Origin of the sequence: Sutcliffiella tianshenii, assembly GCF_016908565.1 — a bacterium.
Lineage (GTDB): Bacteria > Bacillota > Bacilli > Bacillales > Bacillaceae_I > Sutcliffiella_A > Sutcliffiella_A tianshenii.
The window spans coordinates 127144-145472 of sequence record NZ_JAFBED010000003.1; the positions used below are offsets into that span (position 1 = coordinate 127144).

The 18329-nt window shown below is 44.9% G+C and carries 19 protein-coding genes and 1 riboswitch; of the genes, 6 read left to right on the plus strand and 13 right to left on the minus strand.

Annotated features, from left to right (window positions below; translation table 11 throughout):
* Positions 1-25: 25 nt before the first annotated feature.
* The 5 genes from JOC95_RS07615 to JOC95_RS07635 all read right to left on the minus strand — a co-directional run bounded on the left by JOC95_RS07615 (position 26) and on the right by JOC95_RS07635 (position 2089).
* Positions 26-394 carry a VOC family protein gene (locus tag JOC95_RS07615; RefSeq protein ID WP_204414905.1) on the minus strand — a complete coding sequence of 123 codons (369 nt, stop codon included), beginning with the start codon at positions 392-394 and terminating at the stop codon, positions 26-28.
* A gap of 21 nt (positions 395-415) precedes the next feature.
* Entirely contained in the window at positions 416-790 is a 375-nt protein-coding gene (locus tag JOC95_RS07620; RefSeq protein ID WP_204414907.1) for a VOC family protein, read from the minus strand.
* Between the two features lie 169 nt (positions 791-959).
* Positions 960-1397: a putative periplasmic lipoprotein gene (locus JOC95_RS07625; protein WP_204414909.1), complete on the minus strand. Its 438-nt coding sequence runs from the start codon at positions 1395-1397 to the stop codon at positions 960-962.
* Entirely contained in the window at positions 1394-1603 is a 210-nt protein-coding gene (locus tag JOC95_RS07630) for a helix-turn-helix domain-containing protein (RefSeq protein WP_204414911.1), read from the minus strand. The genes JOC95_RS07625 and JOC95_RS07630 overlap by 4 nt, the downstream gene beginning before the upstream one ends.
* Positions 1604-1612: 9 nt before the next feature.
* Entirely contained in the window at positions 1613-2089 is a 477-nt protein-coding gene (locus tag JOC95_RS07635) for a DUF2975 domain-containing protein (RefSeq protein WP_204414913.1), read from the minus strand.
* 219 nt (positions 2090-2308) lie between these two features.
* Between JOC95_RS07635 and JOC95_RS07640 the strand changes: the two genes are divergently transcribed.
* From JOC95_RS07640 to JOC95_RS07650, 3 genes are all read left to right on the plus strand, one after another.
* Positions 2309-3670: a copper amine oxidase gene (locus JOC95_RS07640; RefSeq protein ID WP_204415512.1), complete on the plus strand. Its 1362-nt coding sequence runs from the start codon at positions 2309-2311 to the stop codon at positions 3668-3670.
* A gap of 63 nt (positions 3671-3733) precedes the next feature.
* Complete coding sequence (locus tag JOC95_RS07645) at positions 3734-4390, plus strand: class F sortase (RefSeq protein WP_204414914.1); 657 nt, start codon at positions 3734-3736, stop codon at positions 4388-4390.
* Positions 4391-4526: 136 nt separating this feature from the next.
* Positions 4527-6143 carry a serine hydrolase domain-containing protein gene (locus JOC95_RS07650; RefSeq protein ID WP_204414915.1) on the plus strand — a complete coding sequence of 539 codons (1617 nt, stop codon included), beginning with the start codon at positions 4527-4529 and terminating at the stop codon, positions 6141-6143.
* Between the two features lie 81 nt (positions 6144-6224).
* Here the strand turns inward: JOC95_RS07650 and JOC95_RS07655 are convergent, their stop codons facing one another.
* The 6 genes from JOC95_RS07655 to JOC95_RS07680 all read right to left on the minus strand — a co-directional run bounded on the left by JOC95_RS07655 (position 6225) and on the right by JOC95_RS07680 (position 11707).
* Positions 6225-6800 (minus strand): MEDS domain-containing protein, encoded by a 576-nt coding sequence (locus tag JOC95_RS07655; RefSeq protein ID WP_419096230.1) that lies wholly within the window; start codon positions 6798-6800, stop codon positions 6225-6227.
* Between the two features lie 175 nt (positions 6801-6975).
* Complete coding sequence (locus tag JOC95_RS07660) at positions 6976-7581, minus strand: YdcF family protein (RefSeq protein ID WP_204414917.1); 606 nt, start codon at positions 7579-7581, stop codon at positions 6976-6978.
* A gap of 205 nt (positions 7582-7786) precedes the next feature.
* Positions 7787-8971: an aminotransferase-like domain-containing protein gene (locus tag JOC95_RS07665; RefSeq protein WP_204415514.1), complete on the minus strand. Its 1185-nt coding sequence runs from the start codon at positions 8969-8971 to the stop codon at positions 7787-7789.
* A gap of 74 nt (positions 8972-9045) precedes the next feature.
* On the minus strand, positions 9046-9846 hold the full coding sequence (locus tag JOC95_RS07670) for an ABC transporter ATP-binding protein (protein ID WP_239582777.1): 801 nt from the start codon (positions 9844-9846) through the stop codon (positions 9046-9048).
* A 1-nt stretch (position 9847) separates the two neighbouring features.
* Complete coding sequence (locus tag JOC95_RS07675) at positions 9848-10645, minus strand: ABC transporter permease (protein WP_204414920.1); 798 nt, start codon at positions 10643-10645, stop codon at positions 9848-9850.
* An 84-nt stretch (positions 10646-10729) separates the two neighbouring features.
* The gene (locus JOC95_RS07680) at positions 10730-11707 is read right to left on the minus strand and encodes an aliphatic sulfonate ABC transporter substrate-binding protein (protein ID WP_204414922.1); all 978 of its coding nucleotides are present in this window, start codon (positions 11705-11707) and stop codon (positions 10730-10732) included.
* A 209-nt stretch (positions 11708-11916) separates the two neighbouring features.
* Positions 11917-12024, plus strand: a riboswitch (SAM riboswitch).
* Between the two features lie 114 nt (positions 12025-12138).
* Here JOC95_RS07680 and JOC95_RS07685 point away from each other — a divergent pair.
* The 3 genes from JOC95_RS07685 (at position 12139) to JOC95_RS07695 (ending at position 15978) form a co-directional block, all read left to right on the plus strand.
* The gene (locus tag JOC95_RS07685) at positions 12139-13257 is read left to right on the plus strand and encodes a sugar ABC transporter substrate-binding protein (RefSeq protein ID WP_204414924.1); all 1119 of its coding nucleotides are present in this window, start codon (positions 12139-12141) and stop codon (positions 13255-13257) included.
* A 239-nt stretch (positions 13258-13496) separates the two neighbouring features.
* Positions 13497-14996: a sugar ABC transporter ATP-binding protein gene (locus JOC95_RS07690; protein ID WP_204414926.1), complete on the plus strand. Its 1500-nt coding sequence runs from the start codon at positions 13497-13499 to the stop codon at positions 14994-14996.
* A 1-nt stretch (position 14997) separates the two neighbouring features.
* Complete coding sequence (locus JOC95_RS07695; RefSeq protein ID WP_204414928.1) at positions 14998-15978, plus strand: ABC transporter permease; 981 nt, start codon at positions 14998-15000, stop codon at positions 15976-15978.
* A gap of 131 nt (positions 15979-16109) precedes the next feature.
* On the opposite strand, the gene JOC95_RS07700 is transcribed toward JOC95_RS07695, so the two are convergent.
* Both JOC95_RS07700 and JOC95_RS07705 read right to left on the minus strand, forming a co-directional pair.
* Positions 16110-16298: a hypothetical protein gene (locus JOC95_RS07700; protein ID WP_204414930.1), complete on the minus strand. Its 189-nt coding sequence runs from the start codon at positions 16296-16298 to the stop codon at positions 16110-16112.
* A gap of 279 nt (positions 16299-16577) precedes the next feature.
* Positions 16578-18185, minus strand: a complete 1608-nt coding sequence (locus JOC95_RS07705; protein WP_204414933.1) for a diguanylate cyclase domain-containing protein — start codon at positions 18183-18185, stop codon at positions 16578-16580.
* Positions 18186-18329: the final 144 nt, after the last annotated feature.

An 18329-nucleotide genomic window follows, 5' to 3' on the forward strand; every position in this document is an offset into this window, starting at 1 on the left:
TTGACGAGTCTTTCCATATTTATATTCAATCCTGGCACACCATCATCATATTCCCATCCAAATCCCTGAACACAAAGAAATGGCCGTGCTCTATCTTCGTAACAAGATTAACGCCGTTTTCATTCATAAATTGGTAGGATGCATGAATATCTTCCGTACCAAATTGAATGACCGGGACATTTAATGTCGGTAGCTCTCCGTTTTCATCGCGCCACTTTGGCATCGTATCAAGGATCATCCCTGTACCTTCCATCTCCGCAATGAACAGGTGGCCGAATTGGATTTCCCCATCCTCGATCCCGAGCATTGCCTTATACCATTCCTTCGCTTTCTCGATATCCCTCACCGGAATGAAGATTGTTTTGATCTTGTTTTTGACTGGACTTTTAATCATGTTCCATACCTCCTTTACTAGTTACCCTGTACAGATCATTATGGTGTTGCCATCCGGATCTTTGACTGTAAAAAACGCAAAATCTTCAAAAGTAGTGATCTCGCTGCTGATTTGCAGGTTCTTTTCCCTTGCAAAAGTATAAGCCTTCTCGATGTCCTCTGTGTGGAAATTGAACAATGGGTGATCACTTTGCGCTTGCTTCTTGATTTTCCCTTTTGGCCCTGCATCAAGTGTCAAACCTGTATGATGGTTGATATCCATGTTATACACGGGCTCCTCGACCTTGTCCATGCTATAGGGCTGTCCCAGCAGTTCGGAGTACCACCTAACTGATTCTTTTAGATTGCTGACATGAACAAAGATTGTATTGATCTGATTTTTAATTGGACTCTCCATTTTCCCTCTCCTCCAACTCTTCGTCTTCTATGCACCCTAGTTAGTACCAATTATTTCAAAATGAAGATCTAAACACAATCTCTTTTTTGAAAAATTAAAAAACTTAAACTTACTTATTTCTATCAAAAATAGCCAACCAGAGGTTATACCCCCGGTTGGCGTTAGCTTCTTATGATTCTTCTTCCAGACCAGTGACTGCCAAATTGTTTGGGGCATCACCGGTCAATTTCAACTGATACCTCTTCCCCTTCTTTAGCGTTAAAGGGAATTTCTCACCGATCACTACTCTTTTTCTGTTATTCAACACATCAATCAGTGCAAGTTCAAAAAATACTTCTTGCTCAAAATTAAGATTTGATTCTTCCAGAATAAAAGCAAGCGATTCCCCTTTCCTCAATCGGGGGCCATCTTCCGCTTTCATTGTTTGCTGTGAACCAAAAAGTGTATCAGTATGATAATAGCGCAGCTCTAAGCTGTAAATTTCGTATTCGGTACTGTTTTTGACTTCTATCAGTACGGTATCTTTGGCAGTTTCCATGGATTTCTCCTGACTGCTGCAGGCTGCAAGGAATAAGAAAATCATTACCACAAGAAGTAATCTCTTCATTCTTCGTCCCGATACTCCAGGATATCCCCGGGCTGACAGTCAAGTGCCTTACATATTGCCTCCAAGGTAGAAAAGCGGATAGCCTTTGCCTTGCCGTTCTTCAGGATGGAAAGGTTGGCCATGGTGATGCCTACCTTTTCAGTGAGTTCGGTGACACTCATTTTCCGTTTTGCCAGCATAACGTCAATGTTGATTATAATAGCCATATTATCACCTCAGACCGTAAGATCATTTTCAGATTTTATATCGATTGCATCTTTCAAAAGCTTTTGAAGAACAGCGGCAAAAACGGCAATGACAAAGCTTGCAAATATAAGGCCCATGCCCATGACGATGAGACCCGGTGCATCATCGATCTCCGCCACGATATAAAAGAGCGGAAGGAATAGCACGTAAATGCTACTGATTGCGATGGCACAGTATTTGATATTTTTCAGTGCATTCACCGATAGTTCCGAGAAAGCTATATTCTTGTCAATATAGCTTAAAAGTTTAAACGCCTGAACCAATGCTGCAAAATACGCGAGCGCAGAGGCATACACACCAATGAGAATAAGGTAATTCACATAAGGAGCCTCAACAAACTCCGCTACCCCTTTCGCTATTTTCGGTACCGCAAATATACACAAAGCAAGTACCGGTGCTCCAATCAGGAACAAAGCTATTTTCAGAAAAATTGTTTCTCTTTTCATTAATTACACCTCTTCTAAATGTTTTTTGTATTTTTATTATAGATTTATATTTATTGTTTATCAATAAAAAGTTATCTTATAACAGATAAATATTATTGATTAATGAATATCATGTACTTATATTTATATTTTTTTCAAAAAAAGTGATCCAACTTTTGATCCGGGGCGTTAGGTAGTTGAAACCAAATCATAAAGGAGTGTTTGTAGATGAAGAAAAATGTGAACTGGAAAAAAGCAATGATTGCAGTACCATTAAGTGTCGGGTTATTACTGCCAGCATATGGAGTAGCGAATGCAGAGGATCACGGATCGCATGGTGACCATATGACTTCCGTATCGACACCAGCATCAGATCTTCGGGCTTCCCTGGATGCATTACTTTCAGAGCATGCATTCCTGGCAGTAGTCGCGATGCAAAAAGGGATTGACGGAGCAGAGGACTTCGAACAGGCAGCAGGTGCATTGAACGAAAATACGGACGACCTGTCAGCAGCAGTAGCTTCCGTATACGGTGAGGAAGGCGGCGCCGCATTCAAAGAAATCTGGAGCAGCCATATCGGCTATTTCGTCGACTATGTAACAGCAACCGCGGAAGACAATGAAGAAGGAAGACAGCAGGCACTTGCCGAGCTTGATGAATATACAGTGGAACAGGCAGCGTTCCTCGACACAGCAACTGAAAGCCGCTTAAAAGCTGCAGAGTTAGAAGCAGGATTGAAAATGCACGTGGAACAGCTTGTCTGGGCATTTGATAACTACGTAGCTGGAGATTTTGAAAAAACATATGAGAACCTGAGACATTCGATCGAGCATATGTATTCTCCTGGTAAGGGATTATCTTGGGCAATCACTGATCAGTTCCCTGAAAAATTCGAGAACACAAGTGTCGATACACCGGCAGCAGACTTACGCTCTGACTTGAACCACCTATTCTCCGAGCATGCTGCACTGGCAATCCTTGCGATGCAAAAAGGAATTGACGGCGCCGGCGACTTTGATGCCTCAGCAGCAGCGTTAGGCGGAAATACGACTGACCTTTCTGCAGCGGTAGCATCTGTCTACGGTGAAGAAGGCGGAGCGCAATTCGAAGAGATCTGGAGCAGCCATATCGGTTATTTCGTTGACTATGTGGTAGCAACAGCTGAAGAAAACGAAGAAGGTAAAGAAATGGCATTGGCCGAGCTGGAAGAGTATAAAGTGGAACAGGCAGCATTCCTTGAAACAGCTACAGAAGGAAGACTGAAAGCAGAAGACCTTGAAGCCGGACTGCAGATGCATATCGATGAGTTACTGAAGGCATTCAACAGCTATAACGAAGGTGACTATGAAACTGCCTATAACACCATCCGTGAAGCTTATGCGCACATGTTCGATGTTGGCGAGATGATGGCAGGTGCTATTGTGGACCAGCATCCTGAGAAATTCGCTGAAGAAAAACCATCCGACATGCCGAATGCCGGTATGGGTGGAGCAGCAACAACTGGTATGAATCCTGCTATCATGTGGAGCATTGCAGGAGTGATCTCTGCTATAGTAGCCATGGCCGTGATCGCTAGAAGAAAGCTTGGTAACCAACAATAATAGATTGATAGCTGAGAGAGGGTCCTCCCTCTCTTTCTATTATCCAAAAAGGAGTCGCTACCCATGAAGCACCTTATCATCGTATCCACCATGATGCTGCTTTTTGCAGGATGCTCATCTGCTAACGATACTGCGAACAACGCTAATCAAAAAGATACCCAGAAAACCGAAGCTGCCACCACAGAAGCGGCATCCCCGGAAAAAGAAAAAACAGCCATCCCCAACCGCACTCCCTCCACCAATGAGAACGGGAAAGTAGTCAAAGAAGAACGGACCACCATAGAACCACATCAAATCGTCATCCCTAGAATCGGGGTCGACGCAACGGTAGAACAAGTCGGCGTCATCGAAAACGGCCAAATGGGCGTACCTGAATCTTTTGAGACCGTCGGCTGGTACAGCGAAGGCCCAATGCCAGGCGAGCGAGGCAACACTGTCATCTCCGGACATGTTGATAGCAGAAATGGTCCGGCTGTGTTCTTTGAGCTAAAGAATCTGGAGCCAGGGGATGAGATTCAAGTATATAACAAAGAAGGAGATTCCCTTACTTATGTAGTTGATCGGATTGAGACCTATGGAGAAGGCGAAGCGCCGGTTGATGCGATATTTGATTATTCGTTTCAGAGTAATTTAAACCTCATTACATGTACCGGTACATTTGACCGGAGTGTGCGGGAGTATTCGGATCGGTTGGTTGTTTATAGTAGTTTGAAGAAGTGAGAGAAGCCGCTTTCCCTGATGGGGAGGCGGCTTTTTTTATAACTCTACTACCGTCTGTTACTTTTATATAATAAAGGAAATGACGAATCTAATAGAGAATTATTATTGTGCAGGAATATATTAAAGGGGATAAAGTATGACTACAACAATAAGCAATATAAATAAAATCATCCATAACTCAATGCAATCCAACAACCTACCCGCTGCAGCCTTTGCAATTCTGCAAAACAACGAGGTCACCCTCTCCAAAGGCTACGGCAAAACACATATTGAAGACTGGGCAACACCGGTCACAGAGAACACGCTCTTCCGCATCGCCTCAGTCAGCAAGCTTTTCACTGGGACGGTAATCATGATGCTTGTGGAAAAAGGGGTGATAGACCTGGACAAGCCGGTTCAGCATTATGTGCCTTGGTTTGTCACAGCTGATGCAGAGCGCTCGAAGGAAATTACGGTTCGTATGCTGGTGACCCATTCATCAGGCCTTCCTACTGGCGGAGATGTGAGTTTCTTTTATAAGGAATCGGGGCTTTATGATTATATGAAAGAGGTGGTCCCAACCTTGCCTGTGCTATTTAGGCCTGGAACTGCTTATTCATATGGGAATCATGCGCTGAACATTGCAGGGTTTGTCGCGGAGACTGTGACCGGTGTGAAGTTTGCAGATCTGATGCAGGAGATGCTGTTTAATCCGCTTGAGATGACGCAGACTACCTATCATCCGCTACGGGCGATGACCCAGCCGTTGTCCTTGCCTCATGACCGGGATGCGGAGGGAAGTTTGACGCTTGCGAAACAGTTCTTTGATAACAGTGCGAGCTATCCGTCCTATTATGCGTTCTCTTCCATCAAGGACCTGACCAACTTTGCCTTGATGCATCTGCAGGACGGGATGTTCAATGATAAGCAGATCCTTTCCGCTGCTTCAATCCAGGAGATGAGAAAAGAGCAGAGCAAGTGGTATACAACGAATGATGGGGGCTGCGGCATCACCTTCTTCAAGGAGACGAAGGACGGCATCGAGCGCTTCTGGCATTATGGCCAGTACAGCTACCAGTACTCCAGCCAGTTCATCCTTGTTCCGGAAAAAGGGATTGCGGTCATTGCCCTTGCGAACGGGGAGAACATCTTCCAGGCAGGCTATGAGATCGTGGATGAACTGCTGAAGGATGAAGCGAACATTTCCGAGCCTTCTGCACAACCTATTTTAACGGATGATATCGACGGTAAAGCCTATGAAGGGACCTACCTTCACAGCTACCACGGTCTGTTCGAAATAACTGAGCTTTCCGGGAAACTGCTCATGAAGCATCGTGAAAATAGCTATGAATTGAAAAGGCAAACAAGCGACATCTACAGTGCCCAGGACGAGAACGGCAACAATGTCTTCTCTGTCGGCCTCCCTCCTCTAGCTCCAAATCATGGTGATAGATGCATTGTCGTGGATACGAAGGCATGCCCGGAGTTTGAGCTGGCGTATACACCAAATCCTTCTGACTGGCATGACTTTATCGGAACATACAGTGATGGAACCGAATCCTATGAGGTGGAGCTTGCTGATAGTACGGTTATTATCAAGGATTTGCAGAATAACAAGGAACTAATCGGACGTGCCATTGAGCACAACCGCTTCTTAACGAGGGAATATGGGCTTGTTAGTTTTATAGATATTAAGGGCGTTGTGACGTTGGAGTTTGATTATGCTTGGCGTTATTCGAAGCAAAAGAAAGATGCGTTGGTTGTTCAATCTTAAAAGATCAACGAAAGTCGAAAGTCATTTTTTTACATTGAAAAGAGGAGTCACCTTTTCTATTAAATAAGGTGACTCCTCTTTTTATCTCGTACTAGTATGATATTGCTCGGAGTCAATCAGATCATCTTCCACCAAAACGTAAGGGTGTGTCTCAAGCAGGATATTTCTCAGATAGTCTGGCATCCTTTCACCTTCGTATGCACAGATCAATGGGAAGGAAACCACATTCACTGCTTTATCTGCTATTCTTTCAAAATCCTCTATCAGATGCAGCGGCTCCTCCATCGATCTCCACTCCACATGTGCCCAGGACCGGAAAGAAATGTTCTTTTCTATATAGGGATGTACAGTTTTCTGAAAGTACTTTTCGATAGCAGGAGGATGATAGCTGCCACTTGAAAAGTAGAAATCGAAGCTGTTGATCCAGTGACAAAACTTCATTTGTTCTTTTGTTAATCTCTTGCTCAATTCTTTTTCGATTATGCGATAAAGACGAGCATTTTCAATAAGAATCACATATTCTCCCGCCAAAATCCCATTATGTATAAACTCCACTACTTGTTCAAAATAATGCTTCATTCCATTATAGGCATACAGCACGTGAACGCTTTTTTGTTCGTCAAACAACTGGTTCATTCTGCTTTTCAAGTGAATCACCCCTTCTTTTCTTTTATTAACCTCATTTTACAAGATTCACGGAAAAAAATATCACTATTTTCAGTGAAACATCCACATGTCTCCTAGGTAGCCTGAGAAGCTTTGTTCCAGGCTTAAAATACGTTCAGGACGTGTTATAAAACAAGAAAAGTCACTTTCTATTTTGGAAAGTGACTCACAGGGAAATATCTTCGTCCACTAAGGCGCCTTGTTTGACATACATGATGATTTTCCGGGCCTCTGCCTCGGCCCGCTTTCTCCCCATTTCACTCTCAAACCAGTTATCCGCACGTGTTGTGAGGTCATTGACCGGACAGAGGGTAAAGTTGACCCATGATGGCATATAGGTTTTCAGCGTCAGGTGGAGTCTTTTCATATGAAAGGCAGTGGTGACGATCAGCAGCCTGTCTATTTTATGAAGGGAAAATGCCCTGTCCAATATCAGCATGGATGCCAGCACATTCTCTTTCGTATGGAGGGAGAGTTCCTCTACTAATATATCTTTGTCGGGGACTCCCATTTTGACAGCTTCATTTTTTAGCGCAACAGCCTCTACAGCCTCCTGCCCGTCCCATTTCACACCACCGGCACATAGTATCTTACCTGCTCTGCCATTGTGGTATAGCTCTACTGCTTTTGGCAGACGATATTGCACCGCTTTGCTGCTGCCGACAACAAGAATACAGTCGCCGTTGTGCTGATCATCCTCCAAGCCATTGAATAATAGACTTGCAATTTGATGATCTGTTAACGCATTCTCATCCAACTCTGAAATGAGCATCAGTTCACCTCAATTTATTCGTAGATAGCTCTACTACCAGAGCTCCCTCTTCTATCATACTCGGTAAGCTATGATAAGGTTCCTGGATATGACAAATTCCGGTTGAATTCCAGTAGAATGAACCTGAATTTTGGTGAATGCCGCTGATTGGAATTTAACAACAAAATGGCCGTCCGAAAGCTTTTAAACTTTCAGGACAGCCATTTTATTTTCTGATTAGCTTCCCTAGTTTCTTTATTCCTTCCCCTATCTCCTTCTCATCCGCATAGCTGAAGGATAGTCGCAGATACTCTTTTCCTTCTACGGAATCCAGAAAAAAGTGCTTTCCAGGGATGTAGGCCACTCCTTCTGCCATTGCCTTTTCCAGCAATTCCGACGTATCCACTCCAGGAAGCCTCACCCAGGCAAAATATCCTCCCTTCGGCACATACCATGTAACGGATTCAGGCATATTTTCCTGCAAGGCTGAGAGCATGACCGCACACTTTTCGCGATAGGTATTCTTCAGCATCTCTAAGCGCACTTTGAAGTCGATGTTTTCCAGGTAAGTTGCCATCGTGCTATGGGCAAAAGGATGCTCGAGGTCTTTTTTGAACCAACATAGTGTTGTAATGAAATCACTGGCTCCCGCTACCCAGCCGATACGCATGCCCGGTGCCACGACCTTGGAGAGCGAACCGATATGAAGCACCCGCCCCTCTTTGTCCATTGCTTTCAACGTCTCTGGGCTTTCGCCGAATGCAAGCTCCCCATAGGCATCGTCCTCGACTATGAGAAAGTTGTAGGTGGAGGCAAGCTCCAGCAGATGCTTTCTACGCTCTAGAGTCAGTGTGGTCCCGGTTGGATTTTGAAAAGTCGGGATGGTATATAAAAAACGCGGCAAACTGAGTCCGGTGCGTTTTCTTTCTTCAAGTTCTTTTTCGAGTAGATCTGTCTGAAGCCCATGTTCATCAACAGGGATGGAGATGTACTGATTTGTGTAGTTCCGGAAGATTTCCAATGCCTCCATATAGGTCGGTGCTTCGATTGCAACAACCGATTCCTCATCAAGGAGGATCCTGGCAATCAGATCGATCGCCTGGCATGCACCGGAAGTGACCAATAGCTCTTCTTTGGACACACGCATGCCACGCTCATCCAATCTATCTTGAATTTGCTCCTTCAGCTTGTCGATGTGAGGACTTCCAAGATAGTGAAGAGGCAAGTCCCGCTCCTCGTCCAGGAGGCGTACTACTGCCGCCTTCAGCTCTTGATCCGGAACAAGCGCTGGTGCAGGATAGCCGGAATTAAGGCGAATACAGTTTTCCGTGATACTTGGCATCCATTCACCCGGCGGACTGTTCTTCAGAGCAGGTTTTATTGTTTTGGAGATAAAGGATTTGGCGTCCATGTTCATCATGCCTTTCCGGGGACAGGTCACCTGTCCCACACAAAAAGTAAGTGGGACAAGGAATCTATCCCCGCTTATATTGATTTTAAACTTTCTTCCCTGATCAGTTCCAGTAATTCCTGTTTGTAGTTGGCAAATTCGGTTGTTCCTTTGATGCTGAATTGCCTTGGGCGTTCCAATGTGATCGGGATTTTCTTTTTCAGGCGTCCGGGTCTTGCTGTCATGACATAGACAGAGTCTGCGAGGAAGATGGATTCGTCGACATCATGGGTGATGAAAAGGATTGTTTTCTTCGACTCTTCCCATGCCTTCAATAAGACCTCCTGCATGATGTTCCTTGTTTGGGCATCCAATGCTCCAAATGGTTCGTCCATCAACAGGATTTCAGGATCATTCGCGAGGGAGCGTGCAATGGCAACGCGCTGTTTCATGCCACCCGATAATTGGATGGGATAATGATTTTCAAACCCTTCCAGGCCGATCAATTGCAGATAATGACGTGCAACATCGTCCTGTTCCTTCTGGGATGACCCTTTCAGTTTCAAACCGAATGAAATATTCTCCTTGACGGTCAACCATGGATAGAGCGTGTAGGATTGGAACACCATGCCGCGGTCAGGGCCCGGACCTTGGATTGCCTTGCCATCAAGCAGCACCTCACCTGTAGTCGCTTCCTCAAGGCCACCGACGATTCGAAGCACGGTCGATTTTCCGCAGCCGGAAGGTCCGAGGATGGTGACAAACTCCCCTTCGTTTATGGAGAAAGAGGTTTTCTCAAGGGCTGAGGTCTCCCCGCTTTTGGTCTTGAAGGTTTTTCCCACTTCTTTGATTTCAAGCTTTGGTGTCCATAACTGTGTTGTATGTGTAGAAGTCATCTTATAGACCATCCTTTCTCATCCACGAAAACGACGCTCGGTAGATAGCTTTAAATATCAAATCTGTCATCAGCCCCAATAGACCGATGATCAGGATCCCGACAATGATTTTATCAGGCTGAAGGAAACGGGATGCATGCATGATCATGTAGCCCAATCCGCTTGACGCACCGACAATTTCCGCCACGACCAGATACGTCCATGCCCACCCGAATGTGATGCGCAGTGTATCGACAATCCCTGGCAAGGAAGCAGGCAAAATCACTTTTGTAAAGACTTGGACCTTGTTTGCTCCCAATGTATAGGAAACATCAATCAATTCATTTTGGACATTTTTCGTGACATCCATGATCATGAGGGTCAGTTGAAAGAAGGTCCCAAGGAAAATGACGCTCATTTTTTCCGCTTCTCCAAGGCCAATCCACAGTATCAACAAAGGAATAAAGGCCGATGCCGGCATATAGCGGATGAAACCGATGATCGGTTCAAATGCTCCTTCCATGATCTTCAGGGAACCCATTAATATTCCGAGTGGGATCCCGATGGCTGCAGCCACTAGAAATCCTACCAATACGCGCGAAAAGCTGATTCCGATATCAGAAAGGAGATCTCCGTTTACAAACAGGTCAATTCCTGTGAATAATACTGCTGTTGGCGTCGGTAAGAACAATGGGTTCACGATCCCCCCATAGCTCAGCACTGACCAGAAGGCTAAAAATAGCAAGAAGGTGACAAATCCTGCTGAAGTATAGAGCATTTTAGGTATTTCTTTGTTAGGAGTAAAGATCTTCGCTAGCATAGCACCCACCCAATTCTATTTATCTTTTATAAAAAAACCTAACATTGGAGGAAAGAGACCTTCCATATGTTAGGTTCTTAAATTTTATTGGAAGCTTCCGTTGATGATATCTTCCGCTTTCGGCTCCTTATCGATGATCCCCTGTTCCTTATAGAACTTGATCGCTTTTTCGGTAGATTCATAGATGGATCCTTTGCTGCTTTCTGTACCGAACAATTCTTTGTTCTCTTCTTTTGTGAAGAACTTCAAGCCTTCTTTTGTGGCAACGAATTCCTCTGTATCAATCTTGAGGCCTTTTGCCATGATCTCATCGGCTTCTTCGGGATTCTCTTTCCAATAGTCCATCGCTTCTCCCATTGCTTTTACAAAAGCTTTCACATCATCAGGGCGATTTTTGATTACTTCTTCTTTGAAGCTGACCGTATCGACAATGATTCCTGACAGGTCCTTTGTCGTCAATAATACTTTTCCACCCGCATCCGCACCTTTGGATAGCCATGGCTCCCAAGTGACAGCCACATCCACTTTCCCGGCAGCAAACGCTGCACCGGCATCACCGGCAGACATTTGTACAACCTCGACATCATTTTCTGTCAAGCCTCCTTGCTGCAGGGCTGTAAGTGCAAGCATATGACTCGTGGAACCCACTTCAAATGCCATCGTTTTCCCCTTCAGGTCTTTCACATCCTTGATGTCATTTTTCACAAGGATTCCGTCCCCTCCAAAGGAGTCATCTAGGATCCAGACGACATTCACCGGAATGCCGGATGCCGCCAATGTTGTTTGAACATCAAGAGCAGTAGCCATGCCATCGATTTTCCCGCTTGCCAATGCCTGTTTGCGCTCAGCCAACCCTTCCACAATGGATAGGTCCACTTCAATGCCATTCTTTTCAAAAAAACCTTTCTCTTTTGCCAAAAATAATGGACCATAGCCTGTCCATGTCGGCAACGTTACCTTCAACGGCTCAGAAGATTTCCCCGAGCCGGCATCATCGCTTCCGCAAGCGGTTAGCGCTATTAACATAAATAATGCGACTATCATGATTGTTAACTTTTTCACTTTATTTTCCCCCTAAGTTATCTGTAACAACGTATTATTATGTATTTTTATAAATAATATTCTATTAATATACATTCCTATTTTTTTCATGTCAATCACTATCTGATTAGATAGGAAAATTAAAATTTTCAAATAAATATTTTCTTGACATTACCTCTTCAACCCATTAAAGTGATAATTATAAATTTTTCAATAATTTTATACGTATTCTCTTATCGAGAGTGGCGGAGGGACTGGCCCTATGATGCCCGGCAACCGTTCCAAATGGAATTGGTGCTAAATCCTGCAGGACATATCTGTGTCCTGAAAGATGAGAGAGGCGCATCCGACATATGTATTGCGGTGAAACCTCTCTTTTCAGGGAGGTTTTTTTATTTTGTAGAATTCCTCCCCGGCCAAAAATAGAAAAAAATTAAAAGGGAGTCATAATCATGAAAAAGAAAACAATCGTGAAATCAGTTTTTGCCGCCACGCTATCTTTATCACTACTTTTAACAGGATGTTCCTCAGGGAATTCCGGTCAGACTGCTGGAGCCAAGGAAAAGGTATCCTTTGAAAATGTACCAGAGCGTTTTGCAGATGGGGAAGGTGCGAAAATCAAGGTCATCCGAAAAATCGGTGGCGATGATCATACTGCTCAATTCCTGGCAGGTGCCAAACAGGAAGGGGAAGCACTTGGTTTTGAAGTGGATGTATTCACTGCAAACGGGGACAGCGCGAAGTTCCACGATGCGATCGAGCAGGCTGTCACTCAGGATTATGATGGGGTCATCCTTTCCCATGGTGATGATGCCGCGACTGTGGAAGGAGTAAAGAAGTTGGTGGAAGCAGGCAAGAGCGTTGTGACGTTTGACTCCAATCCGGACGTTGGTTCGGTTGAAGGTGTGACACAGACATCCCAGGATGATGAAGCACTTGCGAAACTGGCGCTTGATCAGCTTGTGAAGGATTTCAATGGGGAAGCAAATATCGTTTACCTTTGGGTCGACGGGTTTCCTCCGATGGTAAGACGGAACGCAGTCTATAAGGATACGCTTTCTGGCAATCCAGGCATCAAGGAAGTCGAGCGCTTCGGTGTAGCGGCTGCTGATACTTCCGTTCAGACCCAGAATGCTGTGGCGGCGATGCTGAATAAGCATAAAAAAGGGGAAATCGACGCGATCTTCGCAACATGGGATGCCTTCGCAATAGGCGCCGCGCGAGCAATCCAGGAAGCTGGCCGTGACGAAATCAAAATCTACGGTATCGATGTATCCAATGCCGACCTCCAGGAAATCCAGGCAGAAAAAAGCCCTTGGAAATACACAGCGGCAGTAGATCCTAAACTGATTGGTGCGGTCAATCTGCGTCTGCTTGCCAAGAAGCTGGCTGGCGAAGAAACGCCTGAGACCTATGACCTTGAGGCATCCCTCATCTCCCAGGAGGAGCTTCGCGAATCGGATCAGGCAGTCAACATGGTGAATCTCGCAGATATCATTGAAGGCTGGGGAACCTCCTCCGCATTTGAAGAGGATTGGATGAAGGTGCTGAAGGATCATTATCAGAAGTAGCATAATTACCGGGCTGTCCATAAAGTCATCATCTGACTTTTGGGCAGCTTTTCTTGGAGATAAATTGAGTTTGGCAGGAAAACTTGGTATGGATTTCTGGTCATTCTAACAGTTTTCCTCATCATTCTTACAGAAAACCCAATCATTCTAACATATTCGTTAAACATTCTAACACAATTGCCAATCATTCTAACAATAACCTTTATTCACTTACTACTTTTATGAAAGGAGGACACAACATGTCTACCCAGGTACTTCAAATGACTAATATCTCCATCGAATTCCCCGGAGTGAAAGCATTAAATCAGGTCGACTTCACTGCAGAAACCGGTAAGGTACATGCGCTGATTGGAGCAAATGGTGCCGGCAAGTCCACACTGATGAAGGTTCTCTCCGGAGCCTACAGTCACTATAGCGGCGAAATTGAGCTTGATGGAACCCTCCTCCCCATCCGCACGCCTAAGGATGCACAGGACTTCGGAATCCAGACGGTCTATCAGGAAGTGGATACCGCACTCGTTTCCTACTTGACTGTCGGGGAAAATATCATGCTTGGAAAAACAGTCAGGGAGAATAGACAGTTCATGAATTGGCGTGGACTGCATAAGGATGCCTCCCTTGTGCTGGAAAAACTGAACATCAGACTCTCCTCCAAGAAGCTGGTCAGTGAACTCACACTTGCCGAAAAACAGATGGTACTGATCGCCAAGTCCATCGCAACGGATTGCCGGTTCTTAATCCTGGATGAACCCACTGCCCCGTTAAGCCAGGCGGAGACGAAGGAGCTTTTCCGTATAATAGAAGACTTGAAAAATCAAAATGTCGGCATCATCTTTATTTCTCATCGGCTGCCTGAAATTTTCGAGCTCTGTGAGGAAATCACGGTGATGCGAAACGGAATGCTTGTGTCCAAAGAAGTGACATCGGCTACTACGCAAAATAGAGTGGTGGAACAGATGCTTGGCAAGAAGCTCGAGGAGCAATTCCCTGAGCAACCATACACCCATGGTCGAACCGTGCTGGAAGTGAGCAACCTCTGTGACTCTACTAAACTGAATAACCTTTCCATCAAAGTCTCAGAGGGCGAAATCATAGGAATTGCCGGTCTTGTTGGCGCTGGCAAAACAGAGCTATGCAAGACGTTGTTCGGTCTATCGGACGTTACATCCGGTGACATTTTCATCAAGGGCAGAAGGGTCCAGCTTAAGAGTCCTCATGAAGCAGTGAAGAACGGAATAGCACTCGTTCCGGAAGAGCGAAGAAAAGAAGGGATCCTTGTGACAGAAACGGTTACGACGAATCTTACTGCTGCGAGCTTGAATACGTTCACTTCCTTTTTCAGCTTCTTAGATCGGAAAAAGGAAAAGAAAAAGGCAACCGAACTTATTGCGAGCCTGGGAATCAAAACTCCTTCCCCAGATGCCATTGCACAGCATCTATCCGGCGGGAATCAACAGAAAATAGCAATCGGAAAGTGGCTGATTACAGACGCCGATGTCTACATTTTCGATGAGCCGACAAAAGGGGTCGATATTGGGGCAAAAAAGGATATTTATGAATTGATTGCCGACCTGGCAAGACGGGGAAAAGCAATACTTTACGCATCATCGGAAACATCGGAGATCATGGGGATCACAAGCCGAGTATATGTATTGTATGACGGCAAGGTGTCACGGGAGCTTAAAACATCAGGGACAGATGAAGAAGAAATCCTATATTACTCAGCAGGAGGAAAGTAACATGCAGGGGACCACCTCACTCAGCTCGAACTCTTTATTTCAATTTTTTTATAAATATGGGACCATCCTGACCATTTTCGTGTTGATTGCCGTATTTACCATGGCCAATACGGCATTTATTCAAGGTAACAATATCATCAGCATCCTTCGTTCCATTTCCATCGTAACGATCATTGCCGTTGGCATTACCGTTTCACTGGCTGTTAACGGCTTCGATCTATCGGTCGGCTCTGTCGCCTCCCTTTCCAACGCGATTGTGATTTCCATGTTCGTCTGGTTTTCACAAAATACATTCATTGCAATTTTTGCAGCGATTGTTGCTTCTTTAATCGTGGGCTTATTGAATTCCCTATTGATCATAAAAGGGAAGATCCCGGATATGCTGCTCACCCTTGCCATGATGTTCATCATTCAAGGAATCGCCCTTACATATACAAAAGGGGCTAGCATCTCACAAAACATGATCATGCCTGATGGGAATTTCTCTGAAGGATTGATCAGCCCCCTTTTCAGTAAAATCGGCCAGGTTCCCTGGATCATTCTTATCATGGGCGTGGTCGTCCTGTTCGTACACATCTTTTTGAATTATACAAAGCATGGCAGGTACATGTATGTAATCGGAGGGAATGCGGAAGCCGCCAAGCTCTCTGGCATACCTGTCAATAAATATAAAATGATCGCTTACTTGATGTCTGCCCTTTTTGCCTCCATCGGCGGCATCGTCCTGGCATCAAGAATCATGACAGCTGAGATCAATGCAGGCGCCCCTTATCTTATGGACTCCGTTGCCGCAGCATTCATCGGCTTCTCCGTATTAGGTGCAGGTAAACCAAACGCCTTCGGAACCTTCATAGGGGCTGTACTCATCGGCGTGCTCCAAAACGGCCTTGTCATGATGTCCGTCCCCTACTACGCAATGGATATCGTCAAAGGCGGCGTACTCGCTCTGGCACTAGGGATTACGTATTATAAGATGAGATAATGGGAATCCCTTGTTCCACGCATGAAAGTCGTGGATAGGTGACCTGCCTGACTCATTCCATGCAAAAAGCAGTGTGAATTCTGTTGTAGAATCACACTGCTTTCTGCTAACTGGCACAATAAACAGAACTGCTAATCCCTGGGATCAAGCGCCTGATAATCCAATTGATATTTACCTCCTTCTGCAACTTCGGAATGGTACAACGCTTTTAGGGCGAAGTTCTTTTCCAAACCATGCTGATCCATGAGGTCTCTTAGGCGTTGTTGCAGGTGGTCATTGTCCTTGATCAGCTGTTTCATTTGCGATTTCATATATTTCATAGGGAGAAACTCCTTTCAAACCAGCTTCTATTCTCCCTAGTATACATGATTACATCATAAAAGGATAAAGACGCTGATTCTTAAACGAAAATGATTAAACTCACCCCGTTATCCTAATCCTCATGAATGCCCAGAAGCATCAATTTGATGGATTGATGCTATTTTTGTATGAATAAATATAAGGTAAAGGAGGTTGAATGAACAATACAATGATTAAAGTAGTAAAAGCACGGATTGCGTTTCCGTGCTGCTTTTTCTTTTCTGTAAGTAAGTTCTTTGCTATTTAATTTGAATCCGGTTCTTACCAGTTCGTTTAACCTCATATAATGCCTCGTCTGCTCTTCTTATCACTTCACTGACCCCGCCTATGCCACTGTTCCATACTGCCCCACCAATACTGCATCCGACAGATACCGTTTCACCATCGATTAAAAAGGGCTTGTTGATCATGGAGATGACCCGTTCCCCCACTTTTAGAGCTTGTCCAGTTGGGTCCGTATGGGAAGTGAGGACAATGACAAATTCATCCCCGCCCATTCTTGCCACGAGTTCTTCACTCCTGATACTTTCCTTCAAACGGGATCCCACTTCTACCAACAGTTTGTCCCCTGTTTCATGACCTAATGTATCATTGACTTGCTTGAATCCATCAAGGTCAAGATACAGCACCGTAATAACCTTTTCCTGATTCATCGCATGTTCCAGATAGGTATCAAGTGCAATCCTGTTAGGAAGACCGGTCAGATGGTCACGGTGCGCGACATCCTCCATTTCTACCAGTGCAGACTCGGTTTGGGTAAGGTTATCAATCAGTTTTTTTAAGGAAAGCGCGAGCACTTCGATTTCCTTGATCCCTTTATGATCGGGAATCTCCGCTTTCTCTCCCTGTCTCAAAAGATCTGCAGCCATTGTGATTTTCTTCAGTGGATCCGTAATTTTTCCCGCAACCATCCATCCGATGATTGCCAGCACCCCTGCGAAGACAAATCCTAATATGTAGATGAACTGCTGCAATCCAGCCATCGGGGCATATGCGACTTCAACCGGTTGGCGGACCAGCACAGTCCATTCCAACCCGGGATAGTCCTTATAGCCATCTGCAAGCACATATCCTGTCAGATATTCCTTTCCGTCCGGCCATGTCTCCAATACCCAATCGTTGTACCCTTCTCTCGCATGGTCAATGCTTGATAGATCCAGAGACTTCCCAAGCTCGGCGTCCGGACCAAGCAAAACTGTGTCATCAATGTTGCTGACAATATACATTTCGAGCTGGTCCCTTTTATGGAGCGGATCCATGATGGCATCCTGGATTTCTTTTGCCCACGCCCAGCTTAAATGCGCAGCCAGCACACCTGTAAACTTGCCTTCCTCATCAAAAATCGGGGTAGAGATATCAACAAATTTTATTTCCTCCCCGCTTGGATTGGGAAGGAGTTCAGCGAGAAGTACAGATTCGTGAACATCACCGATGAACGTTTCCTCCTGTGCTTCAAGGTAAACCGGGCGGGACGAAATATCCATCCCCTCCAGCAATCCTTCCGTAGATGCAATCACCGTACCATTGGCATCCGTAAGACCGATCCAAGAAAATGAAGGGAACGTCCCTTTCATCCTATCAAATACTTGCCGTGTGCCCTCCAGGTCGGTTTGCCTGATTTCATTCAATTCGCTTAGCATCGAAACTTCCCCGTAACGCGTCCACATATAATGGTCCAGTTTGTCCCCCATGATATAGGAAATCTCCCTAAGCGAATCCCCGATTTCATTCCGGACCTCCGCTTTTGACCGATTACCGATCGCAAAGCTTAATGTGATGGTCAATATGATAATTAATGCCCCAAAAGACAGAGAAAGTAGTGTTCGTAGACTGCTAGAAATCTTCATAGTTCCCCCATGTTTGTTCAAATGAAATATAGTTCAATAGTAGCATAGAGAAACTTTCGTGAATATATGGGAAAAGGGAAAATTGTCGAAAAAAGATATCATGCCGAACAGCTTTTTAAAAAGTTACATAGAAGCAAAAAAAAT

Excerpts from the sequence above, each read along its gene's own strand:
- JOC95_RS07620 (WP_204414907.1), bottom strand. The coding sequence starts at position 790 with ATGGAGAGTCCAATTAAAAATCAGATCAATACAATCTTTGTTCATGTC.
- JOC95_RS07650 (WP_204414915.1), top strand. The coding sequence starts at position 4,527 with ATGACTACAACAATAAGCAATATAAATAAAATCATCCATAACTCAATG.
- JOC95_RS07665 (WP_204415514.1), bottom strand. The coding sequence starts at position 8,971 with ATGGACGCCAAATCCTTTATCTCCAAAACAATAAAACCTGCTCTGAAG.
- JOC95_RS07645 (WP_204414914.1), top strand. The coding sequence starts at position 3,734 with ATGAAGCACCTTATCATCGTATCCACCATGATGCTGCTTTTTGCAGGA.
- JOC95_RS07685 (WP_204414924.1), top strand. The coding sequence starts at position 12,139 with ATGAAAAAGAAAACAATCGTGAAATCAGTTTTTGCCGCCACGCTATCT.
- JOC95_RS07615 (WP_204414905.1), bottom strand. The coding sequence starts at position 394 with ATGATTAAAAGTCCAGTCAAAAACAAGATCAAAACAATCTTCATTCCG.
- JOC95_RS07675 (WP_204414920.1), bottom strand. The coding sequence starts at position 10,645 with ATGCTAGCGAAGATCTTTACTCCTAACAAAGAAATACCTAAAATGCTC.
- JOC95_RS07670 (WP_239582777.1), bottom strand. The coding sequence starts at position 9,846 with ATGACTTCTACACATACAACACAGTTATGGACACCAAAGCTTGAAATC.
- JOC95_RS07625 (WP_204414909.1), bottom strand. The coding sequence starts at position 1,397 with ATGAAGAGATTACTTCTTGTGGTAATGATTTTCTTATTCCTTGCAGCC.
- JOC95_RS07660 (WP_204414917.1), bottom strand. The coding sequence starts at position 7,581 with ATGCTCATTTCAGAGTTGGATGAGAATGCGTTAACAGATCATCAAATT.
- JOC95_RS07690 (WP_204414926.1), top strand. The coding sequence starts at position 13,497 with ATGTCTACCCAGGTACTTCAAATGACTAATATCTCCATCGAATTCCCC.
- JOC95_RS07700 (WP_204414930.1), bottom strand. The coding sequence starts at position 16,298 with ATGAAATATATGAAATCGCAAATGAAACAGCTGATCAAGGACAATGAC.
- JOC95_RS07695 (WP_204414928.1), top strand. The coding sequence starts at position 14,998 with ATGCAGGGGACCACCTCACTCAGCTCGAACTCTTTATTTCAATTTTTT.
- JOC95_RS07630 (WP_204414911.1), bottom strand. The coding sequence starts at position 1,603 with ATGGCTATTATAATCAACATTGACGTTATGCTGGCAAAACGGAAAATG.
- JOC95_RS07635 (WP_204414913.1), bottom strand. The coding sequence starts at position 2,089 with ATGAAAAGAGAAACAATTTTTCTGAAAATAGCTTTGTTCCTGATTGGA.
- JOC95_RS07705 (WP_204414933.1), bottom strand. The coding sequence starts at position 18,185 with ATGAAGATTTCTAGCAGTCTACGAACACTACTTTCTCTGTCTTTTGGG.